Source organism: Franconibacter helveticus LMG 23732, assembly GCF_000463115.2.
In the GTDB taxonomy this organism is placed as follows: Bacteria; Pseudomonadota; Gammaproteobacteria; order Enterobacterales; family Enterobacteriaceae; genus Franconibacter; species Franconibacter helveticus.
Genome location: NZ_AWFX01000007.1, coordinates 66,785 through 81,804, shown reverse-complemented (window position 1 = coordinate 81,804; position 15,020 = coordinate 66,785). Strand labels below are relative to the sequence as shown.

The following is a 15,020-nucleotide window of genomic DNA, read 5'->3' as shown; positions in this document are numbered from 1 at the left end:
TTACTGGCTTGTTGAAATGGTGCTAACGCGCTTAACGTCGGCGCTCTGGCGGTTTTCCCACAGCACGGTCAGGCCGCGTTGCAGCGCGATAAAAATAAACAGCAGGATGCCGATGGCGATTTTGGTCCACCACGAGCTGAGCGTGCCGTCAAAGTTAATATAAGTCTGGATCAACCCCTGAATAGCCACGCCGAACAGCGTACCGAGCACGGTTCCCACACCGCCGGAGAGCAGTGTGCCGCCGATAACCACCGAAGCGATGGCGTCGAGCTCCACCCCAACGCCCGCCAGCGCATAGCCCGCCGAGGTGTAAACAGAGAAAACGATGCCAGCCAGCGTGGCGAGCCCGGTGGAAAGCATATAAATACGGATGGTGGTGCTGCGTGTGGAGATGCCCATCAGGTTCGCCGAAACCGCGCTGCCGCCGATGGCGTAAACCTGGTTGCCAAAGCGGGTGCGGTGAGCAAGGAAAATGCCAATCACTACCACGCCCAGCATCAGCAGCCCCATCGCGCTTAAACGCCCACCGCCGGGGATTTTCCAGGCAAGGCTTGAGAGGGTGTCGTAAATCGGGTGATCAATGGGAATCGACTCTTCGGAGACCAGATAACTTACGCCGCGCAGGAAAAACATACCCGCAAGCGTAATGATAAACGCCGGGATCTTCAGCGCGTCGATCAACAGCCCCATAAAGGCGCCAAAGGCGCACCCCATCGCCAGCACCAGCGGGAAAGCCACCAGCGGCGAGAGTCCCCAGAAGCCTATCGCTTTGGCGAGAAAGACGCCGGTGAAGGCGATCACTGAACCGACCGAGAGATCGATCCCGCCGGAGAGGATCACAAACGTCATGCCAACCGCAATGATCCCCAGAAAAGCGTTATCGGTAAGAATGTTGCAAATGACACGCGTCGAGGCGAAGCCGGGGAACTGCGTCAGGCAATAGAGGTAGCCCAGCACAAACACCGCAAGCGTAATCATCAGCGGCAGGTTACGTTTTATCATGACGGCGCACTCCCTTCAGCAAACCAATAAAGCGCGGCGACTGGACAATCAGCACGCAGAGCACCACCACCGCTTTCACCACCTGATTCAGCTCCGGCGGAAAGCCAGAAAGCAAAATGCCGGTATTCATCCCCTGGATAATCAGCGCGCCCACCACCGAAAGCGCGAGGTTAAAGCGCCCGCCCATCAGCGAGCCGCCGCCGATCACCACCGCGAGGATCGCGTCCAGCTCAAGCCAGAGCCCTGCATTATTGGCATCCGCGCCGCGAATATCCGCGGCGACGATAACCCCGGCGATAGCGGCGCAGACGCCGCTCAGGATGTAGGTCAGCATCACGACGCTGCGGGTGTTAACACCGGCGTTTTTTGCCGCGCGGATGTTAATCCCCACCGCTTCGATAAACATGCCGAGCGCCGTTTTGCGGGTGAAAAGCCAGAAAACCACAAGCGTCACGAGCGCGATAATAACGGGCGTTGGGAAAAGCAGCAGCGAACCGCTGCCAAGCCAGGAGAGCGAAGGTGAATTAAAAGTGACGATTTGCCCCGAGGTGATAAGCTGCGCCACCCCGCGACCGGCCACCATTAGTATCAGCGTGGCGACAAAGGGCTGAATTTTCAGCACCGCCACTAAAATGCCGTTCCACAGCCCCGCCAGCACGCCTACGCCTAAAGAAGCCAGCAACACGACCGCCAGACTGTGGCCCGCCACCGTCATTGCCGCGGCAGTCGCTCCGGCGATGGCCATGGTCGCGCCAACGGAAAGATCAATGCCGCCGGTAGCGATGACCAGCGTCATGCCAATCGCCAGCAGCGCCACCGGGGCGGCGCGATTGAGGATATCGATCGGGCTGCCGAACAGGCGCCCATCCTGCAACACAATCTCAAAGAAGTGGCTCGCCACCAGGCTGTCTACCAGCAGCACCAGCAGCAACGCCGCAAGCTGCGGCATGCCCGGCGGCCAGCGAAAGCGGCGTTTTGGCCTGCCCACTTCAGGTAATGATCCCATCACTCCAGACTCCTTATGCCGCAATGGCATTCATAATCGCGCTGACCGAAAGCTGCTCAAGCGGAATTTCCGCCACCTGCTGCCGGTCGCGCATGATCACCACCCGGTCGGCATAGCCCACCAGCTCCTCCAGCTCTGATGAAATCACCAGCAACGCCAACCCGTCGGCGCAAAGCGTTTCAATCAGGCGAATGATTTCGGCGTGCGCGCCTACGTCGATGCCGCGCGTCGGTTCATCCAGAATCAAAAACTGCGGCCGCGTGAGTAGCCAGCGCGACAGCAACACCTTTTGCTGGTTGCCGCCGGAGAGAAACTCTATCGGCTGCTCGGTGCCGGGGGTACGAATGCCAAGCTGGCGAATGAAACGCTCGGCTATCTCTGTTTGCTCGCGCCTGGGAATGGGCCGCAGCCAGCCGCGCTGGGCCTGGAGCGCCAGCACGATATTCTCGCGCACCGAGGCGGCGCCGATGATGCCGTCAGTCTTACGATCTTCTGGGCAAAAGCCGATGCCAAGGCAGGAGGCCTGATGCGGCGAGCGCAGCGTCTGCGGCTTGCCTTTGATGATGGCGGTGCCGCTGTCGGCGGGATGAATGCCGAAAATCACCTCGGCGGTTTCGGTGCGCCCGGAGCCGAGCAGCCCGGCAAGACCGACGATTTCCCCCGGACGCACTTGCAGGTCAAAAGGCGTAATCACCCCTTTCTTGCCAAAGCCGCTGAAGGCCGCCACCGGTTTTTCGCTCAGCAGCGTGCGCCCGGCGCGCTGCAACGCGTTGGTTTCCAGCTCGCGCCCCAGCATCATTTTCACCAGCTCGATTTGCGGCAGTTCGGCGGTTTCGCGGGTGCCGACGAATTTGCCGTTGCGCAGCACGGTGATGCGGTCGGTCACTTCATAAACCTGGTCGAGAAAATGGGTGACGAAAATCAGGCTCACGCCCTGGTCGCGCAACTGGCGCATCAGGGTGAAAAGCATCTCCACCTCTTTGGTGTCGAGGCTCGCGGTGGGCTCGTCCAGGATAAGCACTTTGGCTGAGAGATCGATGGCCCGGCAGATGGCGACAATCTGCTGCATCGCCACGGAAAAGCGGTTTAGCGGCTCGCGCACGTCGAGCTTAAAACCGTAAGACTCCATGAGCCTGGCGGCGCGCTGTTCCATCTCTTTGCGACGAAGCAGCCCAAAGCGCCGGGGTTCGCGGCCGATAAACAGGTTATCCGCCACCGACATATTGGGCAGCAGGTTAACTTCCTGGTATACGGTGCCAATGCCAAGCTCCTGAGCATGGGCGGTGTTTCTCGGCCGCACCGGTTTGCCTTCAAGAAAGACGGTGCCGCCATCCGGCTGATAAACGCCGGTCAGGGCTTTAATCAGCGTCGATTTTCCGGCGCCGTTCTCGCCAAGCAGCGCCATAATCTCGCCGCGCCGCAGGCTGAAATTAACCTCTTCAAGCGCTTTTACGCCCGGAAAATGTTTGCTTAAGCCTTCCGTGCGCAGGATCTCCTGCTGTTCGTTATGCATTGCCGGACTCCCCTTACCTACGCACCTTCCGGGTTGCGGCTACGCTGCGCGCGCTCCCGGGAACCTTTCAGAGCCTGTGTCCCCTTCCTTTTGAAGGAAGCGATAACAGGGTGACTTTATTTGTGATAACTGGTCCGGGCGAAATGGTGTTATGCCCGCTTGCCGGGTTTCTGTTGGCTTTCCAGGGAGGGGGCTGCGGTGAGAATGTTTCTTTCTCACCGCCCCCTCGCCAGAAAAAGATTTACCCGGGCTGCCGCCACTGCTTAAGGCTTATCAGTACCCCATGTTTTTCTTCTGTTCTAACGTCTCTTTGGCGGTATCCGGCAGGTAGAGCGTGGATTTGGTGATGGTCAGCTTCTCAGGCTGGGTGCCATCTTTTTTGAATTTTTCCAGCGCGTCGAAGGCCGGGCCCGCCATGTTCGGCGTCAGCTCAACGCTTGCGTTGGCTTCGCCGTCCATCATCGCTTTGAAGATATCCGGCACGCCGTCGATTGAGCCGGTAAGAATATCTTTACCCGGCTTCAGGCCAGCCTCTTTGATGGCCTGGATGGCGCCGATAGCCATGTCGTCGTTATGGGCGTAAACCATGCAAATGTTCTTGCCGTTGCCTTCCGCTTTAATAAAGCTTTCCATCACTTCTTTACCTTTCGAACGGGTAAAGTCGCCGGACTGCGAACGAATGATTTTGATATTTGGCGCTTTGGAAATGGCTTCGGCGAAGCCTTTTTTACGGTCAATCGCCACGCTTGCGCCAACGGTGCCCTGCAACTCCACCACATTACATGGCTTACCGGCGACGGTTTTGACCAGCCAGTCGCCTATCAGCTTGCCTTCCAGCACGTTGTCAGCAGTAACGGTAGTCATATAGAGCGACTTGTCTTTCACGTCGATGGAGCGGTCAAGGAGGATGACAGGGATCTCTGCCTCTTTCGCTTCCTGCAACACAGGCTCCCAGCCCGTCGCAACGACCGGCGCAATAAAGATGGCATCCACGCCCTGGGCGATGAAAGAGCGCACCGCCTTGATTTGGTTTTCCTGTTTTTGCTGCCCGTCGGCAATCTTCAGCGTAATGCCTCGCTTCTGCGCTTCGCTTTTGGCGACGTTAGTTTCCGCCGCTCGCCAGCCAGACTCGGAACCTACCTGAGAAAATCCCACGGTTAACGGGGCAGCCATCGCCATAGACGACATGGCTGCCGAAACTGCTGTGACCAGAAGTAAGCGCTTCCACATAAGTGCATCCTCGTAGGGTTATTGTTGGTTAAAACTCCACCTGCGCCGAAACTATAGACAATACGAGATGTAACTGAATGCGTTACATCACAATTCAAAAAAGTAACGAAAACGTTAAATCCCGTGAGTGACAAAAGGTGACGCAGGACTAGCTCTGGCGCGGCTGCCGCACCAGATGCTACGAAGGGCTTTTTAGGAACAATAAATCTGTCCTGAACCTGCTTTGTAAGCGGTTACATAAATTTATTAAGAAAGCGGCTGGCTTTATGGATTTTCCGGGCGCCTGAAAGGTCTTAAAATCGCCCCGCTGCGCCTGGTCTTCGAAAACAGGCAAAGACATTTACTTCCACCTGGCTATAATACCGGGCACTTGTTTGCCATACATTTTTAAGGAAACAGACATGAGCTTACTGAACGTACCTGCGGGCAAAGATCTGCCGGAAGACATCTACGTTGTTATTGAAATCCCGGCGAATGCCGACCCTATCAAATACGAAGTGGATAAAGAGAGCGGCGCGCTGTTCGTTGACCGTTTTATGTCCACCGCCATGTTCTATCCGTGCAACTACGGCTACATCAATAACACCCTTTCCCTGGATGGCGACCCGGTTGACGTGCTGGTCCCGACGCCGTATCCGTTGCAGCCGGGTTCCGTGATCCGCTGCCGTCCGGTTGGCGTACTGAAAATGACCGACGAAGCGGGCGAAGATGCGAAGCTGGTTGCCGTACCGCACACCAAGCTCTCTAAAGAATACGATCACATTAAAGATGTGAATGACCTGCCGGAACTGCTGAAAGCGCAGATTGCTCACTTCTTCGAGCACTACAAAGATCTGGAAAAAGGCAAGTGGGTTAAAGTGGATGGCTGGGCTGACGCCGAAGCCGCAAAAGAAGAGATCCGCACCTCTTTCGAACGCGCTGCGAAGAAGTAATTCTTCCCGCGTTCTGCTGCACACCGCCTGCGGGCGGTGTGTTTGTTTCTCCGCTCCTCCGCCGCTTTTTACAGCGATCCGCGCGCTTCATAAAACTCTCACGATTCAGTAAATCCCTTCCGGCTCCACCTGTTAAGCCGATCATGTTTATTCTGGAAGCGGCCCGCGCCGGCAGCGAAGGGCGAAGCTTCGCCGTGGCGGCGCAGTCAATGCAGGAGCAGGCGCAGCGGTTGCCTGCAACGGTCAACGTGTTTCGTCCGGGGCTGCGTGACGAAAGCGTGCCTGGCAGAAAGCAAAAAGCCACTCGCAAGAGTGGCTTTTTAATTAAGACTTACTGACTATACCCAGGCCGCGCAACGCGCGAGCGCAAATTATTTTATTTCTTTGTCACGATCCAGCCAGTTGCCGCTGTCGATACGCCTTAAGCCTTCGACCGGGCGCTGGTAAACATACATCCAGGCGCTGCCGTACGGCGTCTGGATCAACTGCCGTTTGTATTCGCCGCCGCTGGTGCGCAGGGCATCCAGTTCGGAAAGCGTCGTGGCGTCAATGCGATAGACTTCCCCCGTTACCGTTCCTTCGCCTGGCACCGCCCCTGGGTAGTGGCCAAGACTGTAGAGCTGGTAATTGTCGATGTCGTAGTCGCCCAGCCACTGGGCGTTGGTCATCCAGTGGCTGTTGCCTTGTTTGCGTCGTAAACTGCCGTAGACAAATATTCGCATTGCTAAAACTCAAACTGATAGAGCAAATCAAGTGCCTGATCTACGCCAGACACCGCTTCCAGATATAGCTTAGGCATAAGGCGGTAGCGCAGCGTGAGCGTTGCCAGCGAGTCGAAAATACCCACGCCATACTTCACCTGTAGACCCGGCAGTACATAGCCGCTGACCACCACCTGGGACGAATCGCCCACCCCTTCGGTATCCAGCGCCAGATTCTTCACGCCAAACGTCTCGCCGATTTTACCCACAACCTGCCCACTTTGTGCAACCCCCAGACCGATCAGCATGGAAGTCATCGCTTCGCTGTCGCTCTGATTGCTCTCAAGCCCTTGTCCCCGAAGCAGATAAGAGAGCGCTTCTTGCTGGGACATAGCCGGGTCAGAGAAGACTTCAACTTTTGGCGCATCCGGCGTGCCGGTGACTTTCACGCCCGCAGTGACGTCGTTCTCGGTGGAATCCGGGTTACGGATAGCTTCGATGTTAAATACCGGCTGGTCTGGCGGGCCGGCGAAGAGGATCTCCCCTTTGCGCACAATCAAATCCTGGCCATAAGCGTGGAAACGTCCTTCGCCGTCCGGAATGTTGATCTGACCGTTAAGCCCCAGCCCCTGTTTATCCTGGCCGACCTTCAGGTCGCCCGTCAGCCGCGCCTTCAGCCCAAAAGCATCTATCCGCACGTTGTTACCTACGTGGACGGTCAGATTACTATTAATTGGAATGGATGCGCTCGGGTCTTTTTCCGGTTTTAGATTTTCATCGAGCATCACTTCATCTTTCGAGACGCCGACCGCGCTTTCCGGTAGATCTTTCACGACGATACGCGCCCAGGGCACGTCGGCGCTGCCGTCAAGCGTAATCAGGTTCGGCGTTGCCTCCAGTACGACGTCCGGCGAAACGTCCAGCCGTACCATCGGCGGCACCGTGATGCGCACCCGGCTGCCTTTCGCGGCGATGCGCGCCCGCCAGTTATCAAGCTGGCTCCAGTCGGCGTTGCCGTTCAGGGCAATCTCGCCCTGCTGCGTGCGCACCACGCCCTGCAAGGTCGAGCTCATGCCATTGAAGTTCATCGCCAGCTGGCTTGGCTGCATATCGAACGGCATAAAATTCCCTTCGATATCCACGCCGTTAAGCTGCATCTGGCCGAAGAGCTGGGGACGTTCAGCGTTACCGGCAAGCCGTAAACTGGCGTTCAGCGTACCCGCGGCTTTTTCACCGCGGGAAAACGCCGGGTTGGCGATCGCCAGCGAGAAGTTGCGAATGTTCACATTCCCCGCCAGGTTTCGACGGTTCTGCGGGTCGCTTATCTGCACCTGTCCATCAAACTGGCCATTGTTAACCAGGCGAATCAGCCAGTTGAGTTCGGCGCGGTTGTTACGCAGCTCCGCGCTCAGGTTGAGCGTGTCGAAAGCGACCGGCAGCGCATTGTCATTAACGATTTGCGTTACGCGTACGCCCCGGCCCGCCAGCTGCACCTTGCCCTGCGGCAACCCTTCTTTGGTGGTATCCCAGCTAACATCCGCGTTGCCGCTGAAGGTGCCGCTTGCCTGGGTCGCTTGCGGCATAAACGGCTTGAGCATAGCGAGATCGAAGCGGTTAAGGTTAACAACCGCATGCCCGGCGGCGCCTGCATCTACCGTTTGCGGCACGCACAGCTCGGCATTCGGGTTCGCCCAGCAGTGCGGTCCAATGCTGACTTTCTGCTCTTCGCCGCGGTAATCCAGCGCGATGGCGCGCGTCAGCGACCATGGCCCAACCGGCGTTTCAAAACGGGTGTTATCCAGCGTGCCGCGCCAGCGGGTGGTCTTGCGATCGAAGCTGCCGCGCAGATCAAGCTGACCGGAAACGGGCTGCCCCTGCGCGCGCAACTGGAGCTGATGCGCTTTTTCACTGCCTTTCGCGTTCAGCGTAATCAGGCGCATATTGATATCGCCCTGCACCAGCCGCTCTACGCGTAAATCGAGATTACCCGCTATCTGATCGGTAGAGGTAATGTCGCCCTGCAAACGCGCATCGGCGACAGAGAGTTCCTGCCAGCGCAGGCCGCGAGCGGTCACATCCGCCTGCACCTGCGGCGCTTCTACGTTGCCGCGAATCTTCACAACGCCCTTCGCCGTACCGCCCAGACCCGGTAGCGCATTATCGAGACCCGGCGCGTCGATGTTGGCGTCCAGCGCCAGCGCTTTTACGCCCAGCTCCCCTTTTACGTCCGCTTTATTGCGGCCAAGCGCCAGATGCAGGCCCGGAATGGTCCACTGCATATAGCTGTTGCCCTTAAGCTTGCCTTCAACGTTCACTTTATTTTGCTTCACGTTGCCGGCAAGCTTCAGCTCTGGCACATCAAGCTGCCAGCTGCTGCCATAGTAACTGCCGCGCAGCTTCATCAGGCCATCCAGCTTCGAAGGCCAGTCCGGGTACTGCTTCGCGGTATTAATGCCGTTGAGCGCCAGTTCACCGCGCCAGCTGATGGCCTGTCGCCAGTCGAGCAGCGCTTTTAGCGTGGTATGGCCCTGCAACGCCGCCACGTCCAGTTTATCGATATTGATTTGCTGTTCGTTGCCCTTGCCGTCAAGCGTAATGGTGGCGGGCGGCAGCTGCTCGCCGCGCACGGCGGTGCGGAACGAGAGCGTGTAGTCCGTCATCTTGCCGGTGAATTTCAGCTTGATGTCATCCGCCTGGTACTGCTCAGGGCCGGTCAACGGCCAGGAAAGCCGTTCGCTGGTGAGATCGAGGTTTAGCGGCAACCCCGGTTCGGCAAGCCGCGTCTGGGCGCGCAGCACCGCATCAAGCGGGCCGGAGAGGTTGACGCCAAGCTCCAGCTGTTCGCGCAGCGCGCCGCCAAGCTTCAGCTTCACTTTCTCGCCTTTAAGCGGCTCCACATTCAGCGTGCTGTTAAGCGTAATGTCTACCGGCCAGCTGTTGCGCAGCTCTGCGGTGCCGGTGGCGTTCACGGTGCCCTGGTTGGAATCAATATCCAGCGCATCGAGCTTCGTCAACCCGTCGACGCTGCTCACTTTCAGCAGCATATTGCGCACGGTAATGTCCGTATCGCCCGTCAGGCGCAGCTGTTCGCCGCGAAATTCCTCAATCGTGAGGTTGAGCGGCAGATGCACATCGGTCATCTCCGGCAGCACCGGTTTTGAGAAAAGGTCGCGTAGCGTTTCGCCAAGCGGTTTCTCCTCCGGGCGCGGCTTATCAATCTTCGGCTCCACCACCTCTTCCTGCGCCACTTCCGCTACCTTCGGCAGCGCGATAAGCAGCCCTTGCAGCGAAGTGGGCATCAGCGTCAGGTCGCGATCTTTCCAGCTTAGCCCGGAGGTAAAGTCCATTACCGAAACGGTGGTATCGTCGATTTTAATGTTGACGTTATTGAGGGCCACACGCGAAAGCGTGATGGGATAAGGCGTTGAGAGGTTAAGCGGCCCGCTGTCTTCTTCCTCGGCTTGCGCTGCGGGCGGCATTTTTTTGGTGTCGACCACGACGTTGATCTCTTTGAGCGACAGGTCGTTCACACACAGGCTGCTGTCACGCAGACAGGCGAGCTTCACCGCCAGATGCAGTTCCCCTGCGGCGACGTTTACGCCCGGCTGCTCGTAGCGCACGTTTTTAAGCGTCAGATTGCGCCAGCCGCCCGTCACGCTGCCTATCTCAAGGCCTGGCACCCAGCGGTTCGCAGCGTTAAACAATAGATGCAAACCCGTCGTGGTGCCCACCAGAAACGCCACTGTGCCCAGCAGTAATAAAACAAAGACCAGCACGGCGAGGCTGATTTTCTTCCAACGACTCATAATTCAGGCCCCAGACCGATGTAAAACTGCAAACCGTGCTCCTCTTTATCGCCAACCGGCACGGCGAAATCGAGCTTGATGGGGCCGACCGGCGACTGCCAGCGCACCCCGACGCCCGCGCCGGTCTTGAAGTTGCTTTGTTTGATGTCGTTCACCGCTTCGCCGGAATCGATAAACGCCGCGCCCCACCATTTACCGGTTACGTTGTACTGGTATTCCAGCGATCCGGTGGCGAGCTTCGACGCGCCGGTCAGCTTGCCGTCGTCATCTTTCGGCGAGATGGATTTGTATTTGTAGCCGCGAATGCTGCGGTCGCCGCCCGCGAAGAAACGCAGATCCGGCGGCACGCGTTCGAAATCGTTAGTCTCGATCCAGCCAAGATTGCCGCGCGCCACAAAACGATGCTTGTCATAGAGCGTGCGGATCCAGACGTTTTGCGCCTGCAACACCACGAAATCGACATCCGAACCCCATGCGGTGTCGGAGTAGTCAATGGAATAGCGCTGTGAATCGCCCCAGGTCGGCATCAGGCCGCCGCGCGAACGGGTGCGGCTTATCATCACGCCCGGGTAGAGCAGCATGGTGGTATTGGTGACGTTTGCCTGCGTAAAGTGGTCAAGGCTCCAGCGCAGGTTGATGGCGCGCTGCCAGCCGCTGGAGAGATCCCAGTAGCGGGAAACCGCAAGCGTGGTGGAATCCGCTTCGGTGTCGTTAAGATCGGTACGCTTGAAGCCGCCCTGCACCAGATAATATTGCTCCAGCGGGTTTTTCAGAAGCGGCACTTTGTAGCTGAAATCAAGCTGCTGTTCCGGCGCTGAGACGCTGGCGGTCGTGGTGAAACTGTGGCCGTAAGAGTTAATCCATGGCTTGCGCCAGGTCGCTTTTACCCGCGGGCCGACGTCGGTGGAGTACCCCACGCCGGTTTCAATGGTGTTCTCGGTGCGCGGCGATACCACGGCGCGCAGCGGCAGCACCTTCGTCTGTCGGGATTTTTCAAACTCCGGCGCCACCACCACGGAGTTAAACCAGCCGGTGGCGGAGAGACGGCGGCTCAGCTCGCCTACGTCGCTTGAGTGGTAATATTCGCCCTCTTTAAAAGGGACGAGGTTTTGCAGATATTCTTCGCGGATTTGTGAATTGGCGAAGGTCACTTCGCCGAAACGGTAGCGTTCGCCGCTGTCGTAGTCGATGTCCCAGAACGCCTGGTGGCGCTCAAGCGAGATCCCGAGCTGGCTTTTTTTGTACTCGCTGTCGAAGTAGCCCCGGCGCAGCGCCACGCTGGTCAGCCCCTTTTTGAAGCTATCGTAATCGTCGTGGTTAAGCACGGTGCCAATGGCCGGGCGCTTTTTTAATAAAGAAAGGTACTCTTCATCATTTCGCGCGCCGCCGCGCAAAATGACATTCGTGCCGCCGACGCGCACCGGCTCGCCCGGCGAAACGCGGGCGATCAAGACTTGTCTGCCGCCATTCGCCGGCGGCGGACGCAGCGTAAAATCAATTTTCGGTTCGTAATAGCCTAGCGCTTTCAGCCCTTCGCGAATGGCGTCATCCACGCGTGCGCGAAAACGCCGGTCTGGTGTCACTTCATCGCTTTCAATGGTGGACAGTTGGGCGCGGACGTTTTTTTGCAGCTCCCCGCTCAGCCCTTCTACCTGGAGCCGGACGCTGGCAGCGTCAACGGCTCCGCCCGCCAGCAGCAGGCTGGCGCAGCATAACATACGGATTCGTGGCACAATTTCTCCTGAATAGCCTTGTTTCCACCCCTGTCAGGAAACTTTAGTGCCGCTCCGCGGCTTAACAAATCTCCAATAATGGAGTTGAAAAAGCGACGACACCCCAAATATTTCTTATGTTTAATCTAGTCGTATTCACCAGATTTATTGTGAGCAAAGAGTCGCTTCGTGACAACCGCCGCGCCGCTTTTGCTCTTCCATCCCATACCTGGAGGCCCTCATTATGAGTATTTTTGATAAGAAACAGCTGGTTACTCAGTCCGAGGCGTTACCGGGACGTAATACACCCATGCCGGTCGCGACGCTGCACGCCGTTAACGGCCATTCTATGACCAATGTACCGGACGGTATGGAGATAGCGTTGTTTGCCATGGGCTGCTTCTGGGGCGTGGAACGCCTCTTCTGGCAGTTGCCGGGCGTCTATAGTACTGCGGCAGGGTATACCGGTGGCTATACACCTAATCCGACTTATCGCGAAGTGTGTAGCGGCCGAACAGGCCATGCGGAAGCGGTACGCGTGGTGTATGACCCGAAAGTGGTCAGCTATGAACAATTGCTGCACGTGTTCTGGGAAAATCACGATCCGGCGCAGGGCATGCGTCAGGGGAATGATATCGGCAGCCAGTACCGTTCGGCGATCTATCCATTAACGCCGGAGCAGGATGCGGCGGCGCATGAAAGCATTAAGCGTTTCCAGGCGGCGATGGAAGCGGCAGGCGACCATCGTCATATTACTACCGAGATAGCTAACGCCACGCCGTTTTACTATGCAGAGGACGATCATCAGCAGTATCTGCATAAAAATCCGTATGGCTATTGCGGCATTGGCGGCATCGGCGTTTGTTTGCCTGCTCAGGCGTAACGCGCAAAAAGGCAGCGTTAAGCTGCCTTTTCTTTCTGCCTTCTGCATGGCTTTTACGTTTCGCGCTGAACACTGAATGAAAAATGTTCATTTCTTTCTGTCACGTTCACCCGGAGTTGGTTATAGTTGGCGCGGCGAACATTATTTAAATGAGAATGCTTATCATCAATTGGCGTACCCACTTTCGCCCACTGGCAGCCTTATTGGGGCTTACGCTATACTAGCCGTTGAATTTGCTGGACTCACACGCTACGAGACAGCATTCACCTGTGTTTTACTCAACCCAAATCCACTTCCCTTCCGAGGATCCGGTCAATGACTGGATAAGATATGTTAAACAGTATCTTGATAATACTTTGTCTGATCGGCGTCAGTTCGTTCTTCTCGCTTTCTGAGATTTCGCTGGCCGCTTCCCGCAAAATCAAGCTCAAGCTGATGGCCGATGAAGGCAACATTAACGCGCAACGCATCCTGAAAATGCAGGAAAACCCCGGCACCTTCTTTACCGTGGTGCAGATAGGCCTTAACGCTGTCGCTATTCTGGGCGGTATCGTCGGCGACGCGGCGTTTTCCCCGGCGTTTTACGGCATGCTGATCAACTTTATGTCACCGGAAGCGGCCGAGCAGGTCAGCTTTATCCTCTCCTTTACGCTCGTCACCAGCCTGTTCATTCTGTTTGCTGACCTGACGCCGAAACGCATCGGTATGATTGCGCCCGAAGCCGTGGCTTTGCGCATCATCAACCCGATGCGCTTCTGCCTGTTTATCTTCCGCCCGCTGGTCTGGTTCTTTAACGGCATGGCGAACGTTATCTTCCGCATCTTCAAACTGCCGATGGTGCGTAAAGACGACATCACCTCCGACGATATTTATGCGGTGGTGGAAGCAGGCGCGCTGGCCGGGGTGCTGCGTAAGCAGGAACATGAGCTGATTGAGAACGTGTTTGAGCTGGAGTCGCGTACCGTGCCGTCTTCCATGACGTCGCGCGAAAACATCGTCTGGTTCGATCTGCATGAAGATGAACAGAGCCTGAAGAACAAGGTGGCCGAGCATCCGCACTCCAAATTTCTGGTGTGCAATCAGGATATCGACCACATTATCGGCTACGTTGACTCCAAAGATCTGCTCAACCGCGTGCTGGCTAACCAGAGCCTTGCGCTCACCAGCGGCGTGCAAATCCGCAATACGCTGATTGTGCCTGATACGCTGACGCTCTCCGAAGCGCTGGAAAGCTTTAAAACCGCGGGCGAAGATTTCGCGGTTATCATGAACGAGTATGCTCTGGTTGTGGGCCTGATTACGCTTAACGACGTAATGACCACGCTGATGGGCGACCTGGTGGGTCAGGGGCTGGAGGAGCAGATTGTCGCCCGCGACGAAAACTCCTGGCTTATCGACGGCGGCACGCCCATTGACGACGTCATGCGCGTACTGGATATCGACGAGTTCCCGCAGTCCGGCAACTATGAAACCATCGGCGGCTTCATGATGTTTATGCTGCGAAAGATCCCCAAACGCACCGACTCAGTGAAATATTCCGGTTATAAGTTCGAAGTGGTGGATATTGATAACTATCGCATCGACCAGCTGCTGGTGACCCGTATCGACAGCAAGCCTACGACGCTTGCGCCAAAGCTGCCGGATGAGCAATCGGCGGCTTAATGATTAAGGGCGGCCTGGCCGCCCTTTTCTTTTGTCCGCGCTTATCGTGGCCTGCCGCCAGAAACATCAACGGCCCCATCGGGGGCCGTTTGTTTTACTGCACTGCATGCACAACCTTTTCGTTAAGCCATCTCAGTCTGGAGACGTATAACCTGACGGTTTACTTCGGACATAACCGATAAATGCTGCTTGTCCTTCACTTTCGGGACCAGGATTTTGCCCTTATCGAACTCGAAAGCGCCAACATCCTTGATGTACAACCGTCCACGAAACAGGATCTTCACGTACTTCGCCACCTGAAGCGGGTTGTAACGTTGGAAAATTTTCATTGTTCTCTCCTGCGTAATCATACGCCCCTGCGGTCCACATTCGGCCCGACATAGTTAAGGCGCAAATTTTGTTGCCAGAAAACTATAGACCAGAAGCTCATTGATGCGCACTTTACCCGGTCTTATTTACGCTTTTATTACAATCTTTCAGAATTATCTTTTCATAACCTTTAAAAGTGCAGAACAACCATACTTTTTTCTTAGGATATGTGGCTTAGCCCGCAAAACTGGCATTTCTGTTGCG

General features: G+C 56.7%; 12 protein-coding genes. 4 read left to right on the top strand and 8 right to left on the bottom strand.

Going from position 1 to position 15,020, the window contains the following annotated elements:
• The 4 genes from yjfF to ytfQ all read right to left on the bottom strand — a co-directional run bounded on the left by yjfF (position 1) and on the right by ytfQ (position 4,751).
• Positions 1 to 1,002, bottom strand: coding sequence for a galactofuranose ABC transporter, permease protein YjfF (gene yjfF / locus DW56_RS02685; protein ID WP_024551457.1), 1,002 nt, complete (start codon positions 1,000 to 1,002; stop codon positions 1 to 3).
• Positions 989 to 2,011, bottom strand: coding sequence for a galactofuranose ABC transporter, ATP-binding protein YtfT (ytfT, locus tag DW56_RS02680; protein ID WP_161808545.1), 1,023 nt, complete (start codon positions 2,009 to 2,011; stop codon positions 989 to 991). Before ytfT ends, yjfF begins: the two co-directional genes overlap by 14 nt.
• Positions 2,012 to 2,021: 10 nt before the next feature.
• Complete coding sequence (gene ytfR / locus DW56_RS02675) at positions 2,022 to 3,521, bottom strand: galactofuranose ABC transporter, ATP-binding protein YtfR (protein ID WP_024551455.1); 1,500 nt, start codon at positions 3,519 to 3,521, stop codon at positions 2,022 to 2,024.
• A 273-nt stretch (positions 3,522 to 3,794) separates the two neighbouring features.
• Positions 3,795 to 4,751 (bottom strand): galactofuranose ABC transporter, galactofuranose-binding protein YtfQ, encoded by a 957-nt coding sequence (gene ytfQ / locus DW56_RS02670; RefSeq protein ID WP_024551454.1) that lies wholly within the window; start codon positions 4,749 to 4,751, stop codon positions 3,795 to 3,797.
• A gap of 401 nt (positions 4,752 to 5,152) precedes the next feature.
• On the opposite strand from ytfQ, the gene ppa reads away from it, so the two are divergent.
• Together ppa and DW56_RS02660 are read left to right on the top strand one after the other, a co-directional pair.
• On the top strand, positions 5,153 to 5,683 hold the full coding sequence (gene ppa / locus DW56_RS02665) for an inorganic diphosphatase (RefSeq protein ID WP_024551453.1): 531 nt from the start codon (positions 5,153 to 5,155) through the stop codon (positions 5,681 to 5,683).
• A gap of 143 nt (positions 5,684 to 5,826) precedes the next feature.
• Positions 5,827 to 6,021 carry a hypothetical protein gene (locus DW56_RS02660; RefSeq protein WP_024551452.1) on the top strand — a complete coding sequence of 65 codons (195 nt, stop codon included), beginning with the start codon at positions 5,827 to 5,829 and terminating at the stop codon, positions 6,019 to 6,021.
• A 33-nt stretch (positions 6,022 to 6,054) separates the two neighbouring features.
• On the opposite strand, the gene DW56_RS02655 is transcribed toward DW56_RS02660, so the two are convergent.
• The 3 genes from DW56_RS02655 to tamA are packed head-to-tail and all read right to left on the bottom strand — an operon-like array spanning position 6,055 to position 11,923.
• Positions 6,055 to 6,405, bottom strand: coding sequence for a gamma-glutamylcyclotransferase family protein (locus tag DW56_RS02655; protein WP_024551451.1), 351 nt, complete (start codon positions 6,403 to 6,405; stop codon positions 6,055 to 6,057).
• Positions 6,406 to 6,407: 2 nt separating this feature from the next.
• A complete protein-coding gene (tamB, locus tag DW56_RS02650) occupies positions 6,408 to 10,190 on the bottom strand; it encodes an autotransporter assembly complex protein TamB (protein ID WP_024551450.1) in 3,783 nt (1,260 codons plus the stop codon).
• Positions 10,187 to 11,923, bottom strand: coding sequence for an autotransporter assembly complex protein TamA (gene tamA / locus DW56_RS02645; protein ID WP_024551449.1), 1,737 nt, complete (start codon positions 11,921 to 11,923; stop codon positions 10,187 to 10,189). Before tamA ends, tamB begins: the two co-directional genes overlap by 4 nt.
• 223 nt (positions 11,924 to 12,146) lie before the next feature.
• Here tamA and msrA point away from each other — a divergent pair, with 223 nt between their 5' ends.
• Together msrA and paeA are read left to right on the top strand one after the other, a co-directional pair.
• The gene (msrA, locus tag DW56_RS02640; protein WP_024551448.1) at positions 12,147 to 12,785 is read left to right on the top strand and encodes a peptide-methionine (S)-S-oxide reductase MsrA; all 639 of its coding nucleotides are present in this window, start codon (positions 12,147 to 12,149) and stop codon (positions 12,783 to 12,785) included.
• 330 nt (positions 12,786 to 13,115) lie between these two features.
• A complete protein-coding gene (gene paeA, locus DW56_RS02635) occupies positions 13,116 to 14,447 on the top strand; it encodes a polyamine export protein PaeA (protein ID WP_024551447.1) in 1,332 nt (443 codons plus the stop codon).
• 122 nt (positions 14,448 to 14,569) lie between these two features.
• Here the strand turns inward: paeA and DW56_RS02630 are convergent, their stop codons facing one another.
• Complete coding sequence (locus DW56_RS02630) at positions 14,570 to 14,776, bottom strand: DUF1107 domain-containing protein (protein ID WP_024551446.1); 207 nt, start codon at positions 14,774 to 14,776, stop codon at positions 14,570 to 14,572.
• Positions 14,777 to 15,020 lie beyond the last annotated feature (244 nt).

What these genes read in the sequence shown, in the direction of transcription:
- DW56_RS02655 (WP_024551451.1), bottom strand. Translation starts at nt 6,405, where the DNA reads ATGCGAATATTTGTCTACGGCAGTTTACGACGCAAACAAGGCAACAGC.
- DW56_RS02630 (WP_024551446.1), bottom strand. Translation starts at nt 14,776, where the DNA reads ATGAAAATTTTCCAACGTTACAACCCGCTTCAGGTGGCGAAGTACGTG.
- ppa (WP_024551453.1), top strand. Translation starts at nt 5,153, where the DNA reads ATGAGCTTACTGAACGTACCTGCGGGCAAAGATCTGCCGGAAGACATC.
- yjfF (WP_024551457.1), bottom strand. Translation starts at nt 1,002, where the DNA reads ATGATAAAACGTAACCTGCCGCTGATGATTACGCTTGCGGTGTTTGTG.
- paeA (WP_024551447.1), top strand. Translation starts at nt 13,116, where the DNA reads ATGTTAAACAGTATCTTGATAATACTTTGTCTGATCGGCGTCAGTTCG.
- tamB (WP_024551450.1), bottom strand. Translation starts at nt 10,190, where the DNA reads ATGAGTCGTTGGAAGAAAATCAGCCTCGCCGTGCTGGTCTTTGTTTTA.
- ytfR (WP_024551455.1), bottom strand. Translation starts at nt 3,521, where the DNA reads ATGCATAACGAACAGCAGGAGATCCTGCGCACGGAAGGCTTAAGCAAA.
- msrA (WP_024551448.1), top strand. Translation starts at nt 12,147, where the DNA reads ATGAGTATTTTTGATAAGAAACAGCTGGTTACTCAGTCCGAGGCGTTA.
- ytfQ (WP_024551454.1), bottom strand. Translation starts at nt 4,751, where the DNA reads ATGTGGAAGCGCTTACTTCTGGTCACAGCAGTTTCGGCAGCCATGTCG.
- DW56_RS02660 (WP_024551452.1), top strand. Translation starts at nt 5,827, where the DNA reads ATGTTTATTCTGGAAGCGGCCCGCGCCGGCAGCGAAGGGCGAAGCTTC.